Consider the following 18,811-nt stretch of genomic DNA (forward strand, 5'->3'; position numbering starts at 1 on the left):
TAAGTTCACGCGCCTTCTCTGCAAAAAGTGGCCAGTTGGAAGCCGGATCGACAACAACAGGTTCCAGTTTCTTGCCTAAAACGCCGCCTTTTTTGTTCTGCTCTTCGATGAGCATCAGCATGGCATCTTTTAGCGTGGTTTCTGAGATGGCCATGGTCCCGGACAAAGAATGGAGGACGCCGACCTTGATAGTTTCATCGTCGGCTTTGGCCACAGTGGCTGTGAGCAGGCTAGCGCCGATTGCTAGGGTTGTCGCGAAGCGAGACAGTTTGAATGACACGTGATTTCTCCATTTCTGTTGTAATGAGGAGTAATCCGCAAAAGCTGTGCCAAAATGTTTATTATTTGTTAATTTCTTCTAAGGCTTTGTAATCAATGCTAAAAATACCATTCTTTAATTAGAATGTTATATAATTTGTATGAAGCGTTTCGGTGCATTTTTAAGCACGGTTGATTAATTTTTAATCATGATTAAAAATTGTGCGATCAAAATTGCGGCAAAGACGGGTCGGTTTGTTCCAGTCCGCACCAGTCGGCAATAAACAACGCTGTCGACTGGGTAATGCGCCGCATGCTTTCCAGCTCCACCCGTTCGTTGAAGCCGTGGATGGCATCACTGTTCGGGCCGTAGACGAGGGCAGGTATATCCGCATAGAGGCCAAAAAAGCGGGCATCTGTTGTTGCGGTTGTTGGAACAAAAGGAAGTTCTTTTCCGGTCACGAATTGGTGAGCGGTTTCAAGCGCGGATATGGCAAGGGGGGTATTTTCGTTATTGTGATCAGCCAGCGAGTATCCTTCCGCCTGAAACCCGTGATAAATTATGTCGGGTTTGTTCTTTTTAAGAAAATCACTCTCGTTCGCCGCGGACAATAGGGTCTCTTCAAGGTCATTTTTAGCACGTTCGATGTCCTGACCCGGGAAGATAGCCATGCGAACATCGAACACACACCAGGCAGGCACAGAGCTTGCCCAGTCACCGCCTTCAATCTTTCCAATATTCAGATTTAGAGGATGGTTGTGTGCGGCATAGGCTGGATGTCTGTTTTCAGCCCGGTTCCAGCGTTCTTCCAATCGGTGCAACGCAGAAATGAGGGGGATGGCAGCTTCGATTGCATTGGCGCCTGACCCTGCTTCCAGAACGTGAACGGGGCGTCCTTTGAGATGGACCTGAAGCCAGATAACGCCGATCTGGGCGCTGGTAAGCGTTTCACCTAGTGGCTCTGGAATGAGTGCCGCATCCGCCGAATAACCGCGTTGGAGGCAGGCAAGCGCGCCATTGCCTGTGCATTCTTCTTCAACAACTGTTTGAAAATAGACGTCTGCGGCGGGAGCGAGGCCAAGCGAAGCGAGAGCGTCCAGAGCAAAAAGATTTGAAGCAATACCCGCTTTCATATCCGCAACCCCGCGACCGTACATCCAGCCGTCCTTAATATAAGGATCAAAAGGTGGGCGGTCCCACATATCAAGCGGGCCAACGGGTACGACATCAATGTGACCGTTCAGAATAAGTGATTTGCCGGTTTTTTGCTGAGAGTGATGAGTGGCCACAACATTAATGGCGTCTTCGTAATTTCCAATGACCGGTGAGAATCCTGGGAGATGAGCGATATCGTCAACATTTACATTCCACTGATCTATCTCATACCCTCTGGTTCGCAGGGTGTCTGCCATGAAATGTTGAGCAGATTGTTCGTTGCCGCGGGTTGAAGGGTGGCGGGTAAGGTCTTGCAGAAATTCAATCTGCTGATCAAAGAGGCTGTCGACGGCTGTAATGATTTTTTTCTTAGTCTCTGTGGGGATCATATCGATCATGCCTCTTTTTGCTGGCCAATGGGGGCGCTGTTTTTTAAGAGTAAAACAGATTTTTTGCGGTTTGCCAAACGCGGCCTTTGGCCTGATACTGGCAGCTCAGAAATTGGAGAGCAGTAATACAGGAAAGATTTTATGCCAAAAGCTTATTGGATCGCGCATGTCACAGTCACCGACCCGGACCCTTATCAATTATATGCAACGGGTGCGTCCGAAGCCTTTAAGAAATTTAATGCCCGCGTGCTTGCCCGTGGCGGTCCGGCGGAGCAGCTGGAAGGGGAGGGGCGCCCACGGAATGTTGTGATTGAATTTGACAGCATGGAGCAGGCGCTTGCCTGTTATCGTTCGGAAGATTATCAGCGTGCAAAAGCCCATCGCAAAGAGGCCGGGATTGCCGAAATCGTTATTGTCGAAGGTGCCTGACGGGCACCAAAGCGGGTATTGTGGTTGTTCTGGTTGATGCACTTCCCTATAAAAGGCCCATGATGAACAACGCGCTTTCAGATAAAATCCGGGTTATTGTAATTAATCGTGCGAAGGATGTGGACCGACGTAAGGTGATGACCGAAAGGCTAAATGCCCTCGGGCTGCGTCATGAGTTTTTTGAGGCCGTTGACGGTCATTCATTTAACGCCCATGAGGCGCCAGAATATGATGGTCGGAAAAGACGCCTGCATTTTGGCCGCGACCTTTCATCTGGTGAAATTGGGTGCCTGCTTTCACATCGCGGTGTTTGCCAAAAAATGGTGGCTGAAGATATTCCCCTAGCGTTGGTGTTGGAAGACGACACTTTTTTCAAGCCTGATTTTCCTCAGGTTCTTGAAAGCCTTCTGGCGACTGATGTGGCGTGGGACATGATCCGGTTTTTGAACTGGGATAAAATTTTCAGAGGGGCGCACCGGGTGCTCGGACCTCTTAATCCCGGTTATGAGCTGGCCCGAATACAGGCGACCCCTGGGGGTGCCTACGCGTATCTTCTGACCCGTCATGCCGCGGAAGAAATGGTCCGGCATACGGAACGAAACTGGCTGCCAATTGACTCTTTACAGGGGCGTGGATGGCAAACTGGCCTGAACGTTCTGGTGACCAAGCCTTCGCCCGTTGCTGCGGATTTCGATGTGCCGTCAACCATTGGTGAGGGGCGTTTTGAAAAGAAAGCAACCGTGACCGGCCTGACCCGTCTTGTTTTTCCATTATTTCGGTTTTGGTTTAAATGTGAAAATGGTCTTGGGAAGCGCTTTCACTACTGGCTTATGTCCCGCAAGGACGCAAAGAGCTCCAACGCCGGAATCTGAGGTGGATATTTTGTTGGAGAATGGTTAGAAATGACCAAAGCTGATGACGCATATTTGGAGGGGCATCGTTGAAAGCAGTAATTCTTGCAGGTGGATTAGGAACTCGGATTTCTGAAGAATCCCACCTGAAGCCAAAGCCGATGATTGAAATCGGGGGCAATCCTATTCTTTGGCATATCATGAAAATCTATGCGCATCACGGTGTTACTGATTTTATTATTTGCCTGGGATATCGAAGCTATGTGGTGAAGGAATATTTCGCCAATTATGTGCTCCACCGGTCCGATGTCACGTTCGACCTACAGGCAAATCAGATTACATATCACAATGCCAAGGCGGAGCCTTGGAAGGTGACGCTTGTGGAAACCGGTGCCAATACGATGACCGGGGGCCGTCTGAAACGGGTTGCCCATCATCTGGAGCCCGGTGAGACCTTCTGCATGACATACGGGGACGGTGTTTCTGACGTCGACATTAGTGCCAGTATTGCTTTTCATAAGGAGCAGGGCCGCGAGGCAACGCTGACAGCGGTTGCGCCTCCCGGCCGGTTCGGCGCGACGATTATTAAAGACGGCGCGGTCACGGAATTTGTCGAAAAACCAAAAGGTGACAACGGTTTGATAAATGGCGGCTTCTTTGTCCTTGAGCCTTCTGTTATCGATCGTATCGAGGGAGACGCCATGCCGTTTGAGGATGCTCCCTTGTCTGGTCTTGCAGCAGATGGTCAATTGTCCGCTTTCCATCATGGTGGCTTTTGGCAACCCATGGACACGTTACGGGACCGTAATCATTTGGAAGAGCTGTGGGCGTCCGGTAAGGCCCCGTGGCGGATCTGGTCCTGATGACTGACAGGTTGGTGGATCCGACATTCTGGAAGGGCAAGCGGGTTTTACTAACCGGCCATACTGGTTTTAAAGGCGGGTGGGCCGCCGTTTGGTTAAACCGCATGGGCGCAGAAGTAACAGGTGTTTCTTTGCCGCCCGAAGGGAACCATTCGCTGTTCGATACGGTTGTTAAACCGTTGCCGATCACGTCACATATTCTGGATATTCGGGACCGTGAAGCGCTGGCAAAAGTAGTGAAAGATGCGGACCCGGAAATTGTTCTTCATATGGCGGCACAGGCGCTGGTGCGCCGTTCCTACAGGGAACCGGTCGAAACCTATGAAATCAATGTCATGGGGACAGTGAATTTATTGCATGCCCTTGTGCCCTGTGAGGCCGTGAAGGCGGTTCTTATTGTGACCAGTGATAAAGTCTATCAGAATAACGATGACGGACATGCCTTTACCGAAGAGGACCGATTAGGCGGTGATGACCCTTATTCTTCCTCGAAGGCGGCATGTGAGATTGCTACTGCGTCCCTTGCCAAAAGCCTGTTTGCCGACCGGCCTGTCAAGATTGCAACGGGTCGCGCCGGGAATGTGATTGGCGGCGGAGATTTTTCGGAAGATCGGCTGATCCCGGATATCTGGCGGGCCGCTGAACAGGGGCAGGCGGTTACCCTCCGGTTCCCGGAAGCAACGCGGCCCTGGCAGCATGTTCTGGAATCTGTCTCTGGATATTTAACCTATTTACAGCAATTATGGTTCGACGATGCGGACCGGTTGCCATCCGCGCTGAATTTTGGGCCGCGCGGCGGCGAGGTGATTACAGTTGGAAAGATTGCAGCCGAAGTTCAGGCCGCTTTCGGTATAAATTCAGACTGGCATCTTGATCAAATGAAACAACCACCAGAAAAATCCTATTTGGCATTGGATGTTTCCTTGGCTAAATCGGCCTTGGGCTGGCAATCACGATGGCAGCCTGAAAAAACACTGGAAAAAACAGTTGCATGGTATGCAGCCTACACGGGCGGTCAGGATATGTCTCAGATGACCCTGTCGCAAATTGAAGACTATGAAAGCCAAAAGACATGAGTGATGGATTGCAGTGCCGTTTTTGTAACAGCGACCTGACGCAAACATTTGTAGATCTGGGCAAGACGCCTCTGGCCAATAGCTATCTGAAAAATGAAGAAGCGATTGCCAGCGAAAAATCCTATCCGTTACATGCGCGGGTTTGCGGTAACTGCTTTTTGGTGCAGGTTGAAGATGCCGTTCCGGCAGAAGATATCTTCTCTGACTATGCGTATTTTTCATCCTTCTCAGACAGTTGGGTTGAACATGCTCGCCAATATTCAGTGAAATTGATAGATATGCTCGGTCTGACGGACACATCTATGGTCATGGAAGTTGCAAGTAATGATGGCTACCTTCTGAAGCATTTTGTTGCGCAAGGGGTGCAGGTTCTTGGAATTGAACCCGCGGCGAATGTGGCCAAAACGGCTGAGAAATCCGGTGTAAAAACCGAGGTGGCTTTTTTCGGGAAGGAAACAGCCGAACGGTTGTCCTCGCAAGGACTGCGAGCGGATCTCATGGCCGCCAACAACGTTATGGCCCATGTGCCCGATATTAATGACTTTATTTCAGGCTTTACCATTCTGCTGGCAGACAAAGGCGTTTTGACGATTGAATTCCCACACTTGCTGAATTTAATCGAAAAAGTACAATTCGATACTATCTACCACGAGCATTATTCATACCTGTCATTGGTTACGGTTGAAAAGATTTTGGCAGCCCATGGTTTGAAGGTCTTTGATGTTGAAGAACTTTCCACCCATGGCGGGTCGCTCAGAATTTATGCCTGCAAGTCTGACTGTTCGGCTTATCCTGATGGTGAAGGCTTGCGGTCTGTTCGCAAAAAAGAAGCCACAGCCGGAATGGCGACACTGGACGCCTATGCAGGTTTCACCCCCAAAGTCGAAGAGACACGGCGGTCTGTGTTGGCTTTTTTAAAGGACGCGAAAGCGGATGGTAAAAAAGTTGCGGCCTATGGGGCGGCGGCGAAGGGGAACACCTTGCTGAATTATTGCAATGTGGGGACGGATTTGATTTCCTTTGTTGTGGATCGTAATCCGGAAAAACAGAACACTTTGTTGCCGGGGAGCCATATTCCCGTTTATGCGACCGAGCATATTGCGGAAGAAAAACCGGATTATGTGCTAATCCTGCCATGGAACCTGGCAGCTGAAATATCTGCGGATATGAGCCATATTTCAGAATGGGGCGGGCGGTTTGCAATCCCTGTTCCGACCTTGCACCTATTGCCATGATCTTTACGGAAACAAAAATTCCGGGCGCATGGCTTTTGGAGCCGCAACGGCATGAAGATGAACGGGGGTATTTTACCCGCACGTTCTGCCGTCAGGAGTTTTTGGATCATGGGCTGGATTTTTTGCCTGTGCAAAGTAACATTTCCTATAATAGGGAAAGCCTGACATTGCGGGGGCTACATTTTCATGCGCCGCCGTTTGAAGAAACCAAACTGGTGCGCTGCACATCTGGGCGGTTATTCGACGTGGCGGTTGATTTACGGCCTCAGTCACCGGCCTATAAACAGTGGGTCGGAGTAGAGCTTAGCCGGGAAAATGGTCGTGGCTTTTTTATTCCGGCCGGGTGCGCTCATGGGTTCTTGACGTTGGAAGAACATACCGAGGTGAGTTACCAGATGAGCCCTGAATTTGAGCCCGGGCATGATTTGGGCATTCGGTGGGATGATCCTTCAATTAATATTCAATGGCCTGCGACACCCCGCGTCGTTTCTGCAAAGGATCAGGCCCTATCGTTTATGGAATAAGATGAGCCGTTCAAATGCCTGCTGAAGGGAAATGCCCTTGAAGAAATGTCTGGTTACCGGCGCGACAGGATATCTGGGCCGCCATGTGATGAGCAGGCTGCTCAACGAAGGCTATGACGTACTGGCAGTGGGGCGTACGGCCGCGCCGCAGGTTTCGGTGCGGAACGGTCTGACATATTTTGAGCTGGATTTGCAGGATACTGATGCTGTATCTGAATTTCTTGCGGCCCATAAACCCGGTCATCTGGTTCATCTGGCCTGGGAGGCGACGCCCGGAAAATTCTGGCATTCACCCGATAACTTTAACTGGGTTTCAGCCAGTGCGCATCTTTTGAAAAATTTTGTCGAGGCGGGGGGCGAACGAGCCATGCTCGCGGGTAGCTGCGCAGAATATAAATGGGGTGCTGCGCCCCTTCACGAGGAGCGCAGCCCGCGTCATCCAAAAACCTATTATTCTGCCTCAAAATGCGCGTTTCATGATATGGCCCAAGTAATTGCAAAAGATATTTCGGTGGTCTGGGGACGGGTCTTTTTTCCCTATGGACCGGATGAAGCGGCGGCAAAGCTGGTCTCGCATATCTATTCCACTATTAAAAATGATGAAATCCCGATGTTTCAGATACCGGACAGGGCGATTGATCTCATTCATGTTGCAGATGTTGCCACGGCTTTTAGTCGTGTTCTGGCAAGCGACTTGGAGGGGGCCGTCAATATCGGATCCGGTGTTGCCATGCTTCCAGACGAAATTGCACTTACCTGTGCATCTGCATTGGGTAAACAGGATTTAATACCTGCGTTACAGAAACGCGCCTCCGAGGTGACAGCATCCGTATCCGTTCTAGGCGATATCCAGCGGTTACAATCAGTTTTAAATGACGCTGACATTCGATCTTTTGAGCAAGGACTTAAATCCTATCTGGAAAGCCGCTGATCTATGACAAATTCAAAAACGAGTGCTGAACTGTGTCCCTGATCTCAATTGGTATGCCGCTTTACAATGCGGAAAAATATGTTGCAGAAGCGCTCGAAAGCCTGCTGAAGCAAACACACACTGATTTCGAGATCATTATCTCTGACAACGGTTCAACTGACCGAACGCAAGAGATCGTTGCGGACTTTGCAGAAAAAGACGGCCGGATTAAACTATTCACGCAGCCAGAAAATCTGGGTCCATTGCGAAATTTTCAGTTTGTTCTTCATCAGGCTGAAGGAGAGTATTTTCTTTGGCGCTCTTATGATGATTGGTCTGATGATCATTATCTGGAAAGGCTGTCTTTAGCGCTGGATAAAAACAAGGATGCGGAACTGGCGGTTGCAAGGTTAGTGCAGGACAATGGCACAAGGCAGCGAATAGCCGGGCATGAACTTGATTATGACGGGTTTGACGGGCGGCTGTTCACACGAATGTATTTGCTGAAATCGTCTCACGCCAGTTGGATGTATGGCCTGTTCCGGCGGAATGCCGTTAAAACGGCGATTGATCAGGTCCTGGATACTTATCCGCATGTCTGGGCGTGGGATTATCTTGTGTTGTTCCCGTTTGCCCTGAAGGGCACGATTACAACCGATTATTCGACCACTTTTTTCCAGCGGGAAACCGGCATTTCCAGTAGTGTTTTTCGACCAAAGACAGCCGCGGCTCAAATCAGACTGGCGAAAGATTTTTATCGCTTTTGCCTAAGGCAGTTAAAGCGTTGTAAAATCGGTTTTTTCCAGACCCTTTGGATGTCGGTCTATCTATTGAAATTTACCAGCAGCCGAACAGAAAAGTTCTCACGAACGCTTCGAATATTATTGCGTTTACGCAAACCCTAAAAACAAGGCAAGTTTATTGCAAATAAGGGATTGTTTGTTTATAGGTGAACATCAATTCAAGAGTAAATTATTGACATATACAGTCGGACGGGCATTGAAAAGTGGACATATCACGCGATCAAATCAAGCAGGCTATCATTGATGCAGGGTCTTCAGATGAGGCCTTTTTCCATTTTCCTGAAAAGAAGGATGGATTGTACCTGCAGCAAGATCCAGATGAATATGCTGATTTCGTACATTTCATGGCAACTAAAATGCCGCCAGCAAAATTCAGTCTGGATATTGGTATTGCATCAGGCGGCCAAACGAAATTCCTTCGAGACTATTATCCGGTTGAAAAAACAATCGTGCTTGATATTGGCGAGCATGAAGCGTTTGTTCATTGGGAGCGTATTAAGCCCACGGTTAAAACAAACCTTGTGCTTGAACTGATCATGGATTCTCATATCAAAGAAGCCCGAAAAGCGCTTCTTCCCTATCAGGGGCAGATCGATTTCACCTTCATCGATGGTGATCACAGCTATAAAGGTCTGATGCAGGATATCGAACTTGCAAAAGAAATCGTGAAGGATGGTTGCACATTCGTTTTCCACGATACGGGGGCGGTTCCTGATTGCGTTCGTGTGTTCAAAGAACTTCAAAAAGATCCGGATTTCGAAATGCTGGCCAATTTTGATACCCGTTTTGGTATTTCTGTTTGGAAATATACGGCGGTTAATGGTCCTAAAACGGGATGGCGCAAAAAGGTGGCTAATCTGTTCTCCTGATCAATCCAGACAGTTTGTATGGCAGTCCATATGATGAAGCATGAAAATAATCCATCAGTGGCTGTCGTACATCTGATCCGCAAGAAAAATGGCCTGAAACCGTTTCAGGCCTTCTTGCAATCCTACCATCAACATCCTGATCCGCTTGCGCACGATCTGGTGCTGATTTTCAAGGATTTTGAACCGGGGGAAGATGCGCCCTATCTGGAAATCCTCAAGGATACGCACTTTGTCCGGTTTGACTATGCCGGAGATGGTGGCCTTGATCTGGATCCATATATCAAGGTAAGCCGCACCCTTTTTTACCCCTATTTCTGCTTCCTCAACTCTTTTAGTCAAATTGACTGCGACCGATGGCTCTCCATATTACTTTCTGGTTTCGAACAGTTTCCGGATGCAGGAATTGTTGGTGCGACAGGCAGTTGGGAAAGCTCTTCTGAGACAGACCCACCCTTCCCAAACCCGCATATTCGAACAAATGCGTTTTTGATCCCGGCGGCTATAATGGCCGAGGTCACGTTTATCGATGTGTATGATAAAGACACGGCGCGGGCAGTTGAGTCCGGGGTCGATGGCCTTTCCCGGCAAGTCAAGGGGATGGGAAAAAAGCTCTATCTTGCGGATAACAAGGGCGGGATCTGGGCTGAGGAAGACTGGCCGAAAAGTGGTATTTACCGGAGTAAACGCCAAGAGGGGCTGCTTGTGCGCGACAACCGCACACAAGCGTATGAGCAAGGCGACAACTGGACCAAGGAATATCTACATGACTTGGCCTGGACGGGAAAACCGTCCAAAGCCAATCCGTTGAAGCGTCATAAAATCCGTCATCGTTTGCGCCGGCTTTTTGAAAAGAAAAAGCCGCTGCGCTAGGGTTTTTCCTGCGTGTTCTGGTTTTGCTGTTCGCCGCCTAAAACCTCGGCAAGTGAATTTCGGGATAAGCGACCTTGCAATTCTCCCTCTTCACTGACCACCGGTAACGGATAATCTGCGTTCAGGGTTTCCGGAATGATTTCTTCCAACGCGGATTCAGGTGAAATCAACGGAACCTCTTCCAACATACCATCACTGATTTGCGTTGTTTTTCCGTCTTTAAGCGCGTTTTCCAGTGTTTTTTGCAAAACAACGCCCTGATATCCATCCTCGTTCACGTAGTAGCCGTAGTCGTCCTTGAATTTCAACATCTGCTTCAACGCAATGTCGATCGTCGAGGACGTAATGCGCGATCCGGGTGGTTTCATCACATTTTCCACCGTCAGGGCGCGGGCGCGATTAACGTCTTTAACAAACGCCTCGACATAGTCGGTCGCTGGATGAAGAAGAATTTCTTCAGGCGGTCCTTCTTGAACAAGTTCGCCGTCTTTCAAGATGGCAATCCGGTCCCCGATCCGCAACGCTTCGTCCAAATCATGGGTGATGAAGACGATGGTTTTGTGCAGTTTTTCCTGCAGGTCGATCAACTGATCTTGCATTTCGCTGCGAATTAGCGGATCAAGTGCTGAAAAGGCTTCGTCCATTAAAAGGATTTCAGCATCTGTACACAGGGCGCGCGCCAGACCTACACGTTGTTGCTGACCGCCTGAAAGCTGGGACGGATATTGTTGACCATACCCTTCCAGACCAACAGTGTTCAGCCAGGTTGACGCCTTTTCTTCCCGTTCTTTTTTGTCGATGCCCTGAATTTTCAGGCCATAGGCTACATTTTGAAGAACAGTGCGATGAGGCATGAGCCCAAACCGTTGGAAAACCATGGACATTTTATGACGGCGGAAATCCTGCAATTCTTTTTTGCCAAGTTTCATGACGTCAACATCGCCCACCAGAATTTTCCCTTCCGTCGGGTCAATCAATCGGTTTAGATGGCGGATTAAAGTGGACTTTCCGGATCCTGACAGACCCATAATCACGTAGATCTGGCCTTGCCCAATGGTCAGATTGATATCTTTAAGGCCAACTGTATGGCCAGTTGCGGCTAGAATATCATCCTTTGACTGCCCTTCAAGAACGCGGGGCATGACAGATTTAGGATCTGAACCAAAAACCTTGTACAGGTTTTCAATTTTTATCAGTGGCTCAGTCACTATGCATGCCCTCCATGTGTTTTTGAGTTCTCTTGGCATAGGCTTGCGATACGCGGTCGAAAATGATCGCTAATGCAACAATGGCAAGCCCGTTAAAGAGACCCAAAGTAAAATACTGGTTTGTAATGGATTTCAGAACCGGTTGGCCTAATCCTTTTACGCCAATCATCGATGCAACCACCACCATGGCAAGCGCCATCATAATTGTCTGGTTGATGCCGGCCATAATTGTAGGCATGGCTAGCGGCATCTGAACGCTCCACAGGCGTTGCGATGAATTTGCCCCATAGGCAGTAGCCGCTTCCAACACTTCCTTGTCAACCAGCCGTATACCCAGATTGGTCAGCCGGATGACGGGCGGGATTGCGTAAATGACAACGGCAATAACACCCGGAATTTTACCGATACCAAGCAGCATGACCACCGGAATAAGATAAACGAAGGCGGGCATCGTTTGCATGACGTCCAAAATTGGTGTGACCACAGCCTGTACCCGGTTGGAACGGGCCATGGCGATGCCAATGGGAATGCCGAGCACAATCGACAACAGAGTGCAGACAAAAATAATGCTCATTGTGCGCATTGTATTGTCCCACATACCGAAATATCCGATCAGGGAAAAGGCTACCACAACGCCAGCGGATAGTTTCCAGGATCGTGCGGAGAGATGCACAATGGCCGTTACGATAATGATCATCAACCACCACGGAGTGTTGATGAGCAGTTTTTCAAACCAGACCAAAAAATAGAGGAGAGGGTCAAAGAAGGTTTCGATAATATCCCCGTAACTGCGGGAAAATTCTCGATACGCGCCATCCAGCGTTTTTTTGATTGCTGTCAGGTCGCGTCGGTCCATTGCTGGAAATTCAGTCAGCCAAGAAGCATCTGCCATGTGAGGGGGGGTCCGATATTATTTCAAAAATATTTGAATGGCCCCTGATCCGAAGATCAGGGGCTTGGCGTCTTTAAAGCTCGGAGAGTGCTTTTTTAACTTTCGCAGCAACTTCAGCTGACACCCATGGTGTCCAGGTGTCTTCGTAGTTTTTCAGGAATTCTTCCATAACGATATCGCCTTCGGCCTGGTTGTCTTCCATCCATGCCAGCAAGCTGTTCATCTGAGCGTTTTTGAAAGAGCGACGCGTAAGGTAGGCGTAAGCTTCAGGAGCTTTGTCCGCAAACGCTTCTGTTGTCACTGTGTGAACAGGTGAAGGGGGGTACATTGTCGGTTTTGGATCGGCACAGTCATTTTGGGTTGTGCAATTGGTGAAATGTTCGAAATCAACACCTGAGCCAAAATCGACTTTTACCATTTTGTATTTACCAAGAACCGCCGTTGGCGCCCAATAATATCCGAACCAGCCTTCACCGCGCTCGTATGCTTTTGCGATAGAGCCGGACAGACCTGCACTTGAACCCGGATCAATCAGTTCAAAACCGGCATCCGCCATTTTCATGGCGCGGAAGAGATTGCCAGAGCTGATCTGGCAGTTCCAGCCAGCAGGACAGCCAACAAAGGCCGCTTTGTCGGGGTCTTCTGGATGCTTGAACATTTTGGCGTTTTTCAAAACACCTTCGATTGTTGCAAGGCTTGGGTCTTTTTTGACCATATATTCGGGAACCCAGAAGCCTTCTTCACCGCCATCGGACAATGATTTACCCGCAATGCGAAGCGTTTTTTCTGCGACAGCCTTATCCAGCGCTTCCTTCATGGAATTACTCCACAGTTCCGGAGCGATGTCAGGTTCCCCTTTTTCCATCATGGATGTACCGGTTGGCATGGTATCCCCCGGTACGAGTTCAGCCTCGCAGCCGTAACCATGGGTCAGGATGAATTTGTCAACGTTGGCGATCAGGCTGGCGGAGTTCCAGTTCATATCGGCAATCGTAATTTTTCCGCAGGCTGCACTTGCTTCTGTCGATGCCATAAAACCTACGGCTAAAAGGGCGGCGCCCAGTACGCGTTTCATTTGTATCTCCCAATTTCATGTCTCTTGCTTCGTTTCTAAATAACGAACAAGAAAAAGAACGATTATAGTGGAAAGGCTTGTCCGTAATGATATCGATCAGAGGGAAAAAATCAAATAGTATCACAGAAAATTTGTCGGGTTTTTATAATCCTCAACAAGTAAGAGTTAAACGGTTGATTTGTTCTTGTAGATCTATTTAAAAATATAATCTTCGAAGTATTTAAAAAGTTTTCTACTTTTTGTTTATTTGTTTTAAAACGGAATTATTATTTTTTCTGTTGTTTATTACGCCATTACTTGGATGGTTTAAGGCCTGTTTTACAGGTGCAAAATGACAGAGACATTCAGTTGTAAAAAGACCGGGCTCGGAACAAGCTGAAAAAACGGAAGGTGATGTTAGGATTGCCGTCAGAAGGTATTGACGGAAAAGTCGTCCTGCTCGCGTGTTTATCCAACCTTTGAAAGGAGCTTTTGCAGGAGTTTTTGTTCTTCTTTACTTAATTTTTTTATCAATTCTGCTTCTCTGGCTGTGTGGGTCGTGACCAGCTCGTCTGCCATTTCAAACCCTTCGTCCGTGAGCGAGACTTTGAGGCTTCGTCGGTCCTGAGGATCGCTGTTGCGAACAATTAGGCCCCGTTTTTCCAGTCGGTCCAGTCTGTTAGTCATTGCCGCGGTTGACAGCATCATATCCTTCGCAAGATCTTTGGGCGTTAATGTTTCGCCCTTTCCCTGCCGGCGGAGAGTAAGCAACACGTCCATACCGGCGAAATCCAGACCATATTGGGATGCATTTTCGATTACTGCCTGGTTCAGGCGAATACCGGCCCGCCATATATCTCCACACACCGCCATTGGGGACGCATCAAGGTCCGGTCTTTCCCTATTCCATTGTGTGACGATGCTCTCAGTTGTTGAACCTTCCTGTTTTTTTGCGGGCGTCCGGTTTTTTTGCTCTTGACTCATCACGGGGTATCTTCCATATAGTTCGATATCGAATTATTCGACTTCAAAATATCTGTTATCAAATTATCTTATTTCAAACTAATCGAATTAATTGTGGAAGTGAAGGAGTTTATCATGTTCCAGTCCCGTGTTTCTGAATATCCAATTGATCCCGTTTTCATGAACCGTTGGTCCCCTCGCTCTTTTGATCAGGCTGAGATGCCCCAGTCTGATTTGCTCACAATCCTTGAGGCGGCCCGGTGGGCCCCATCTGCATATAATATCCAGCCTTGGCGTTTCTTCTATTCCCGGCGGAATGATGCACATTGGCAGGGACATCTGGATATTCTGGATGATTTTAATAAGGGATGGGCGAAAAACGCGTCTGCATTGGTTTATATCGCATCTGACCGGATAATCACCCGCGACGACGCCGATGATAAGCCGTCGCAAACCCATAGTTTTGATACAGGTGCTGCATGGGCACAGATGGCATTGCAGGCAACCGTTTCAGGATATTCTGTCCATGCGATGGCCATCCAGAATGTAGAAACAGCGGTTCGGACACTGAATTTACCAGACAGGTTTCAGCTCGAGGCAGTTGTTGCAATTGGAAAACGAGCGTCAGTTTCGCTATTGCCGGAATTTTTGCAGGAACGCGAGATGCCTAGTTCAAGAATGACTGTACAGGAACTTGCTTTTGAAGGACTATATTCTGATGACAGCTAAGGTGCCAGAGGCCGCCCATTCAGGTCCAAAACTTTTATCAGAAAACCCGGCGGTCCTGCTTTTGGTCACTGGAATATTGGTTGGACTGAATTTTCCGTTGGGTAAAATTGGCGGGGAAGCAGGGGTATCCCCCATGCTCTGGGCAATGCTGGTATCGCTTGGTGTTTGTATCATCCTGTTTCCTGTGCTCAGCCTCAAACAGCGCCTTGCTTGGCCACGGGGCCGAATGGTCCGCTATATCGTAATTTCAGCGGTGATTTCTTTCATTATCCCCAATCTTCTGCTGTTTAGTGTGATCCCGCATGCCGGATCAGGCTATACGGGTTTGATGTTCGCCCTGTCTCCGGTTTTTACACTTTCGCTGGCAACGGTCTTTCGGTTAAGAACACCGGGTAAAATTGGATTGATGGGTATTGCCGTAGGCCTTGTCGGCGCTTCAATCGTAAGCATTACCCGAGGGTCTGCACCCGAAGCGCCACCTGTGATGTGGCTTCTGGCAGCACTAGCCATTCCGATGACGCTGGCATGTGGCAATATCTATCGTACAATGGATTGGCCAGACGGAGCACTACCTGACACATTGGCGTTTTGGAGCCACTTATTTTCAGTGGCCGTGTTTCTTTTGCTGATGGTTGCGGTCGATGGGTCCGTTCCACTTGGTGATCTGGCGCTGTCTCCTTGGGCCGCTTTTGCCCAGCTTGTTGTGGGTGGTTTGACATTTCCCGTGTTTTTCAGATTGCAGCAAAAAGGGGGGCCGGTTCTTCTGAGCCAGTTAGGGTATGTTGCTGCTGCGGTCGGGTTGATTGCCGCGACCCTCTTGTTGGGCGAGAGCTATGCGTTGCTAACCTGGGTTGGGGCGGCCGTGATTGCACTTGGTATTGCAACAACAGTTGTCGCTCAAATGAAAGAGTAAACCTTCCAGAATTGCCGCGATCAAAAGAAAGCGGCAATTCTTTCTTTCATCATTTCTGTTGAGCCATCTGTATAGGCGGCAATTTTCGCGCAGGCTAAATGATGTCCAAGTAACGTATCGGCCTTTAGTCCATTGGCACCCATAGCCTGAATGCAAGCTGTAATGCCGGACACTGTAATTTCTCCTGCATATTTTTTGGCATGGGCTGCACTTAAAACCGCATCGGCGCCGGTGTGGATGTGGTGCGCGGCTTTTGCAGTTAAAAGATCAAGGCATTCCCGTTCTGTCGCAAGATCTGCCAAAGTCCATTTCAATCCCTGATGCTGCAATAATGGCTGCCCGAAACTGGTTCTTTCTTTTCCATAAGCGATGGCCTGATCCAGGGCATTTTGAAGCATCCCGGCACACATCGCCGCAACATATGTGCGGGCACCATTAATGCTTGTCATAGCATATTTAAAAGCATCCCCGGGCGCGGCGAGTCTGTCTTCGTCTGGCGCAAAATAATCCGTAAGGGAAAAGCCGCCAGCACCGATTGAATGGCCCCCCAAAATGTCGTGACAGTCGCCTCGCTTAAAGCCCGGGTTTCTGGCGTCAATCAGGAATGAGGCAATGCCGCGCCAGCCTTTATTTCGATCTGTCTGGGCGTAGAGCATGATAATATCTGCATGGGCGGCGTTGGTAATCCAGGCTTTCTCGCCGTTTAAAATCCATCCTCCTGCTGTTTTCGTGGCGGATGTCTGAATGGCTGCGAAGTCACTTCCGGCGGAGGGTTCTGTAAGGGCGGTACATCCGACCAGCTTACCGGACCTTAGAAGCGGTGCAATTTCTTCGGCATGTCGGGATACGGAGCTTCCGCTGAGCCGGGCTGCAATATTCTGACTGTTGATGAGGGCAAAGGTGACGGCCATTGAGGCCTGAGACATTTCCCGTGCCATAGCAACCTTGTCCAGAAAACTCCCCCCTAACCCCCCTGTGTCGAGTGGGGTTTCCAACCCTAGAAGTCCATATTCAGCCGCTGCCGTCAGGAAAGACCGATCGGCTGTTCGGTTTTTTTCCCAGTTCAGGATATTTGGAAGAATGACCTCTTGCGTATAGCAGGCAACACGTTCTGCCAGCTTTGGTGTGGAATAGTTCATCAATCACCTTTTTCGGTTTAGCCTAAAAGCTTCTTGAATAAATGTCATCAAACTTTCCGCATGGAGAAAAAATCGCCAATTCCTATGGCAAGAACTCATGGATCTGTAAAAAAGCCCTGCGTTTAAGGCCTAAAATCAGATAGTATTGTCTGTTGGGTCCACTGATGGATCTTTGTATTTTTATCAGCCTTGGGGCAAATCATGAAATGTGCCATTCGCGGAACAGTTGTTTCCTTTCGGGATAATCCGTTTTTTACTGCGACAGAGGATTTCCTGTTCTATGAATCCGATGGTTTGGTCGTTATGGAGAACGGCAAAATACAGCAGGTCGGCCCGGCAGAAGTGCTGTTAAAAACGTTGGCCGCCGATGTGAATGTTGTCCATTATCGGGACTCGCTTATTCTTCCAGGCTTTATTGATTGTCACGTGCATTATCCGCAAACGGAAATTATCGGCGCGTTTGGGGAGCAGTTGATCGATTGGCTTAACAAATACACCTTTGTCGCAGAACAGAAGTTTGGGGATAAGGCGCATGCTGAGCTGACAGCCAATCTTTTTTTAAAAGAAGCGCTTGCAAGCGGAACAACGACGGCATCTGTTTTTTGTACGGTTGAACCCGCGTCAGTTGATGCTTTTTTTGAGCAATCCAACAAGGCAGGAATGCGGAATATCGCAGGCAAGGTTCTTATGGACCGAAATGCTCCCGCAGAATTGCTGGATACGGCGCAGACCGGATATGATCAAACAAAGGCGCTGATTAAAAAGTGGCATGGTAACAACCGTTCTTTATATAGCGTAACCCCCCGATTTGCGCCGACAAGTACCCCTGAACAGATGGAAATGACTGGGGCGGTTTGGCAGGAACATCCAGGCACATATCTGCAGTCACATATTTCTGAAAATAAAGGCGAGATAGAATGGGTGCGTGATCTGTTTCCGGGGCATAAAGACTATTTGGATGTTTATGATCAGTTCGGGCATGTTGGCCCGCGCGCCATTTTTGGTCATGGGGTTCATCTGAGTGAAAGCGATTTTCAGCGGTTGCATGAAGCTGGCGCGGCGATTTCTCATTGTCCAACGTCAAACCTGTTTCTGGGGAGCGGCTTGTTCGATCTTAAAAAAGCCAGTGATGAAAAACGGCCGGTACGGGTGGGGCTGGCAACTGATCTGGGCGCCGGGACCAGCTTTTCGATGCTTTCCACGATGGGGGAGGCCTATAAGGTTGCCCAGTTGCGCGGCTCAGCCCTAACAGCCTGGCAGGCTTTCTATCTGGCAACACGGGGGGCTGCGATGGCCCTTTATCTTGATGATAAAATCGGTTCGATTGCCCCGGGGATGGAGGCGGACATGGTGGTTATCGATTTGAAGGCAACGGATTTATTGGCCCACCGTTTGAAATATGCGGCTGATTTGCATGAAATTCTGTTTGTCCTAATGACGTTGGCGCCAGCGGATGCGGTTCGGGCAACATATGTCGGGGGGGCGCTGGCGGCGGAACGAAGCATGGAAACGAAAAAAATGTCGTTTACACATCTTTAAAAAACTGCCGTTCACGACCCTTTTACCAGTTGTGTGACCGGCGTCGCACCGGACTGGCCTGATTTCATCAAACTGTCATTTTTCTGTCGGGCTTTGTTAACCTTTGCGGCCCTACCGTACACCCTCTTGAGTAGTGTGATG

General features: G+C 49.0%; 20 protein-coding genes. 13 read left to right on the plus strand and 7 right to left on the minus strand.

The window, feature by feature from the left end; translation table 11 throughout:
• On the minus strand, nucleotides 1–280 hold a 280-nt coding region (locus ACJAYR_RS00005; protein ID WP_415234694.1), incomplete at its 3' end, for a transporter substrate-binding protein.
• A gap of 206 nt (nucleotides 281–486) precedes the next feature.
• The gene (locus ACJAYR_RS00010; protein ID WP_415234695.1) at nucleotides 487–1,803 is read right to left on the minus strand and encodes an ArgE/DapE family deacylase; all 1,317 of its coding nucleotides are present in this window, start codon (nucleotides 1,801–1,803) and stop codon (nucleotides 487–489) included.
• A gap of 141 nt (nucleotides 1,804–1,944) precedes the next feature.
• Here ACJAYR_RS00010 and ACJAYR_RS00015 point away from each other — a divergent pair, with 141 nt between their 5' ends.
• From ACJAYR_RS00015 to ACJAYR_RS00060, 10 genes are all read left to right on the plus strand, one after another.
• The gene (locus ACJAYR_RS00015; protein ID WP_415234696.1) at nucleotides 1,945–2,232 is read left to right on the plus strand and encodes a DUF1330 domain-containing protein; all 288 of its coding nucleotides are present in this window, start codon (nucleotides 1,945–1,947) and stop codon (nucleotides 2,230–2,232) included.
• Between the two features lie 20 nt (nucleotides 2,233–2,252).
• Nucleotides 2,253–3,104, plus strand: coding sequence for a glycosyltransferase family 25 protein (locus ACJAYR_RS00020; RefSeq protein ID WP_415234697.1), 852 nt, complete (start codon nucleotides 2,253–2,255; stop codon nucleotides 3,102–3,104).
• A 68-nt stretch (nucleotides 3,105–3,172) separates the two neighbouring features.
• The gene (gene rfbF / locus ACJAYR_RS00025; protein WP_415234698.1) at nucleotides 3,173–3,946 is read left to right on the plus strand and encodes a glucose-1-phosphate cytidylyltransferase; all 774 of its coding nucleotides are present in this window, start codon (nucleotides 3,173–3,175) and stop codon (nucleotides 3,944–3,946) included.
• Entirely contained in the window at nucleotides 3,928–5,022 is a 1,095-nt protein-coding gene (gene rfbG, locus ACJAYR_RS00030; RefSeq protein ID WP_415234699.1) for a CDP-glucose 4,6-dehydratase, read from the plus strand. Before rfbF ends, rfbG begins: the two co-directional genes overlap by 19 nt.
• Nucleotides 5,019–6,257: a methyltransferase domain-containing protein gene (locus ACJAYR_RS00035; protein ID WP_415234700.1), complete on the plus strand. Its 1,239-nt coding sequence runs from the start codon at nucleotides 5,019–5,021 to the stop codon at nucleotides 6,255–6,257. The genes rfbG and ACJAYR_RS00035 overlap by 4 nt, the downstream gene beginning before the upstream one ends.
• The gene (gene rfbC / locus ACJAYR_RS00040; RefSeq protein ID WP_415234701.1) at nucleotides 6,254–6,781 is read left to right on the plus strand and encodes a dTDP-4-dehydrorhamnose 3,5-epimerase; all 528 of its coding nucleotides are present in this window, start codon (nucleotides 6,254–6,256) and stop codon (nucleotides 6,779–6,781) included. The genes ACJAYR_RS00035 and rfbC overlap by 4 nt, the downstream gene beginning before the upstream one ends.
• Before the next feature lie 31 nt (nucleotides 6,782–6,812).
• Complete coding sequence (locus ACJAYR_RS00045; RefSeq protein ID WP_415234702.1) at nucleotides 6,813–7,712, plus strand: NAD-dependent epimerase/dehydratase family protein; 900 nt, start codon at nucleotides 6,813–6,815, stop codon at nucleotides 7,710–7,712.
• A gap of 32 nt (nucleotides 7,713–7,744) precedes the next feature.
• Complete coding sequence (locus tag ACJAYR_RS00050) at nucleotides 7,745–8,596, plus strand: glycosyltransferase family 2 protein (protein WP_415234703.1); 852 nt, start codon at nucleotides 7,745–7,747, stop codon at nucleotides 8,594–8,596.
• Between the two features lie 101 nt (nucleotides 8,597–8,697).
• Nucleotides 8,698–9,363 (plus strand): class I SAM-dependent methyltransferase, encoded by a 666-nt coding sequence (locus ACJAYR_RS00055; protein WP_415234704.1) that lies wholly within the window; start codon nucleotides 8,698–8,700, stop codon nucleotides 9,361–9,363.
• Between the two features lie 30 nt (nucleotides 9,364–9,393).
• A complete protein-coding gene (locus ACJAYR_RS00060; protein WP_415234705.1) occupies nucleotides 9,394–10,233 on the plus strand; it encodes a hypothetical protein in 840 nt (279 codons plus the stop codon).
• On the opposite strand, the gene ACJAYR_RS00065 is transcribed toward ACJAYR_RS00060, so the two are convergent.
• From ACJAYR_RS00065 to ACJAYR_RS00080, 4 genes are all read right to left on the minus strand, one after another.
• Nucleotides 10,230–11,441: a quaternary amine ABC transporter ATP-binding protein gene (locus ACJAYR_RS00065; RefSeq protein WP_415234706.1), complete on the minus strand. Its 1,212-nt coding sequence runs from the start codon at nucleotides 11,439–11,441 to the stop codon at nucleotides 10,230–10,232. The two genes, ACJAYR_RS00060 and ACJAYR_RS00065, sit on opposite strands and share 4 nt — an antisense overlap.
• On the minus strand, nucleotides 11,434–12,333 hold the full coding sequence (locus ACJAYR_RS00070; protein ID WP_415234707.1) for an ABC transporter permease: 900 nt from the start codon (nucleotides 12,331–12,333) through the stop codon (nucleotides 11,434–11,436). Before ACJAYR_RS00070 ends, ACJAYR_RS00065 begins: the two co-directional genes overlap by 8 nt.
• A gap of 73 nt (nucleotides 12,334–12,406) precedes the next feature.
• Complete coding sequence (locus ACJAYR_RS00075; RefSeq protein WP_415234848.1) at nucleotides 12,407–13,366, minus strand: ABC transporter substrate-binding protein; 960 nt, start codon at nucleotides 13,364–13,366, stop codon at nucleotides 12,407–12,409.
• A gap of 489 nt (nucleotides 13,367–13,855) precedes the next feature.
• On the minus strand, nucleotides 13,856–14,371 hold the full coding sequence (locus ACJAYR_RS00080; RefSeq protein WP_415234708.1) for a MarR family winged helix-turn-helix transcriptional regulator: 516 nt from the start codon (nucleotides 14,369–14,371) through the stop codon (nucleotides 13,856–13,858).
• 114 nt (nucleotides 14,372–14,485) lie between these two features.
• Between ACJAYR_RS00080 and ACJAYR_RS00085 the strand changes: the two genes are divergently transcribed.
• Together ACJAYR_RS00085 and ACJAYR_RS00090 are read left to right on the plus strand one after the other, a co-directional pair.
• Nucleotides 14,486–15,079 (plus strand): nitroreductase family protein, encoded by a 594-nt coding sequence (locus tag ACJAYR_RS00085; RefSeq protein WP_415234709.1) that lies wholly within the window; start codon nucleotides 14,486–14,488, stop codon nucleotides 15,077–15,079.
• Nucleotides 15,069–15,992, plus strand: a complete 924-nt coding sequence (locus ACJAYR_RS00090; protein ID WP_415234710.1) for a DMT family transporter — start codon at nucleotides 15,069–15,071, stop codon at nucleotides 15,990–15,992. The genes ACJAYR_RS00085 and ACJAYR_RS00090 overlap by 11 nt, the downstream gene beginning before the upstream one ends.
• 20 nt (nucleotides 15,993–16,012) lie before the next feature.
• Here the strand turns inward: ACJAYR_RS00090 and ACJAYR_RS00095 are convergent, their stop codons facing one another.
• Nucleotides 16,013–17,131 (minus strand): acyl-CoA dehydrogenase family protein, encoded by a 1,119-nt coding sequence (locus ACJAYR_RS00095; RefSeq protein WP_415234711.1) that lies wholly within the window; start codon nucleotides 17,129–17,131, stop codon nucleotides 16,013–16,015.
• 201 nt (nucleotides 17,132–17,332) lie between these two features.
• Between ACJAYR_RS00095 and guaD the strand changes: the two genes are divergently transcribed.
• Nucleotides 17,333–18,670 (plus strand): guanine deaminase, encoded by a 1,338-nt coding sequence (gene guaD / locus ACJAYR_RS00100; RefSeq protein ID WP_415234712.1) that lies wholly within the window; start codon nucleotides 17,333–17,335, stop codon nucleotides 18,668–18,670.
• Nucleotides 18,671–18,811 lie beyond the last annotated feature (141 nt).

Source organism: Sneathiella sp. (assembly GCF_047631475.1).
Lineage (GTDB): Bacteria > Pseudomonadota > Alphaproteobacteria > Sneathiellales > Sneathiellaceae > Sneathiella.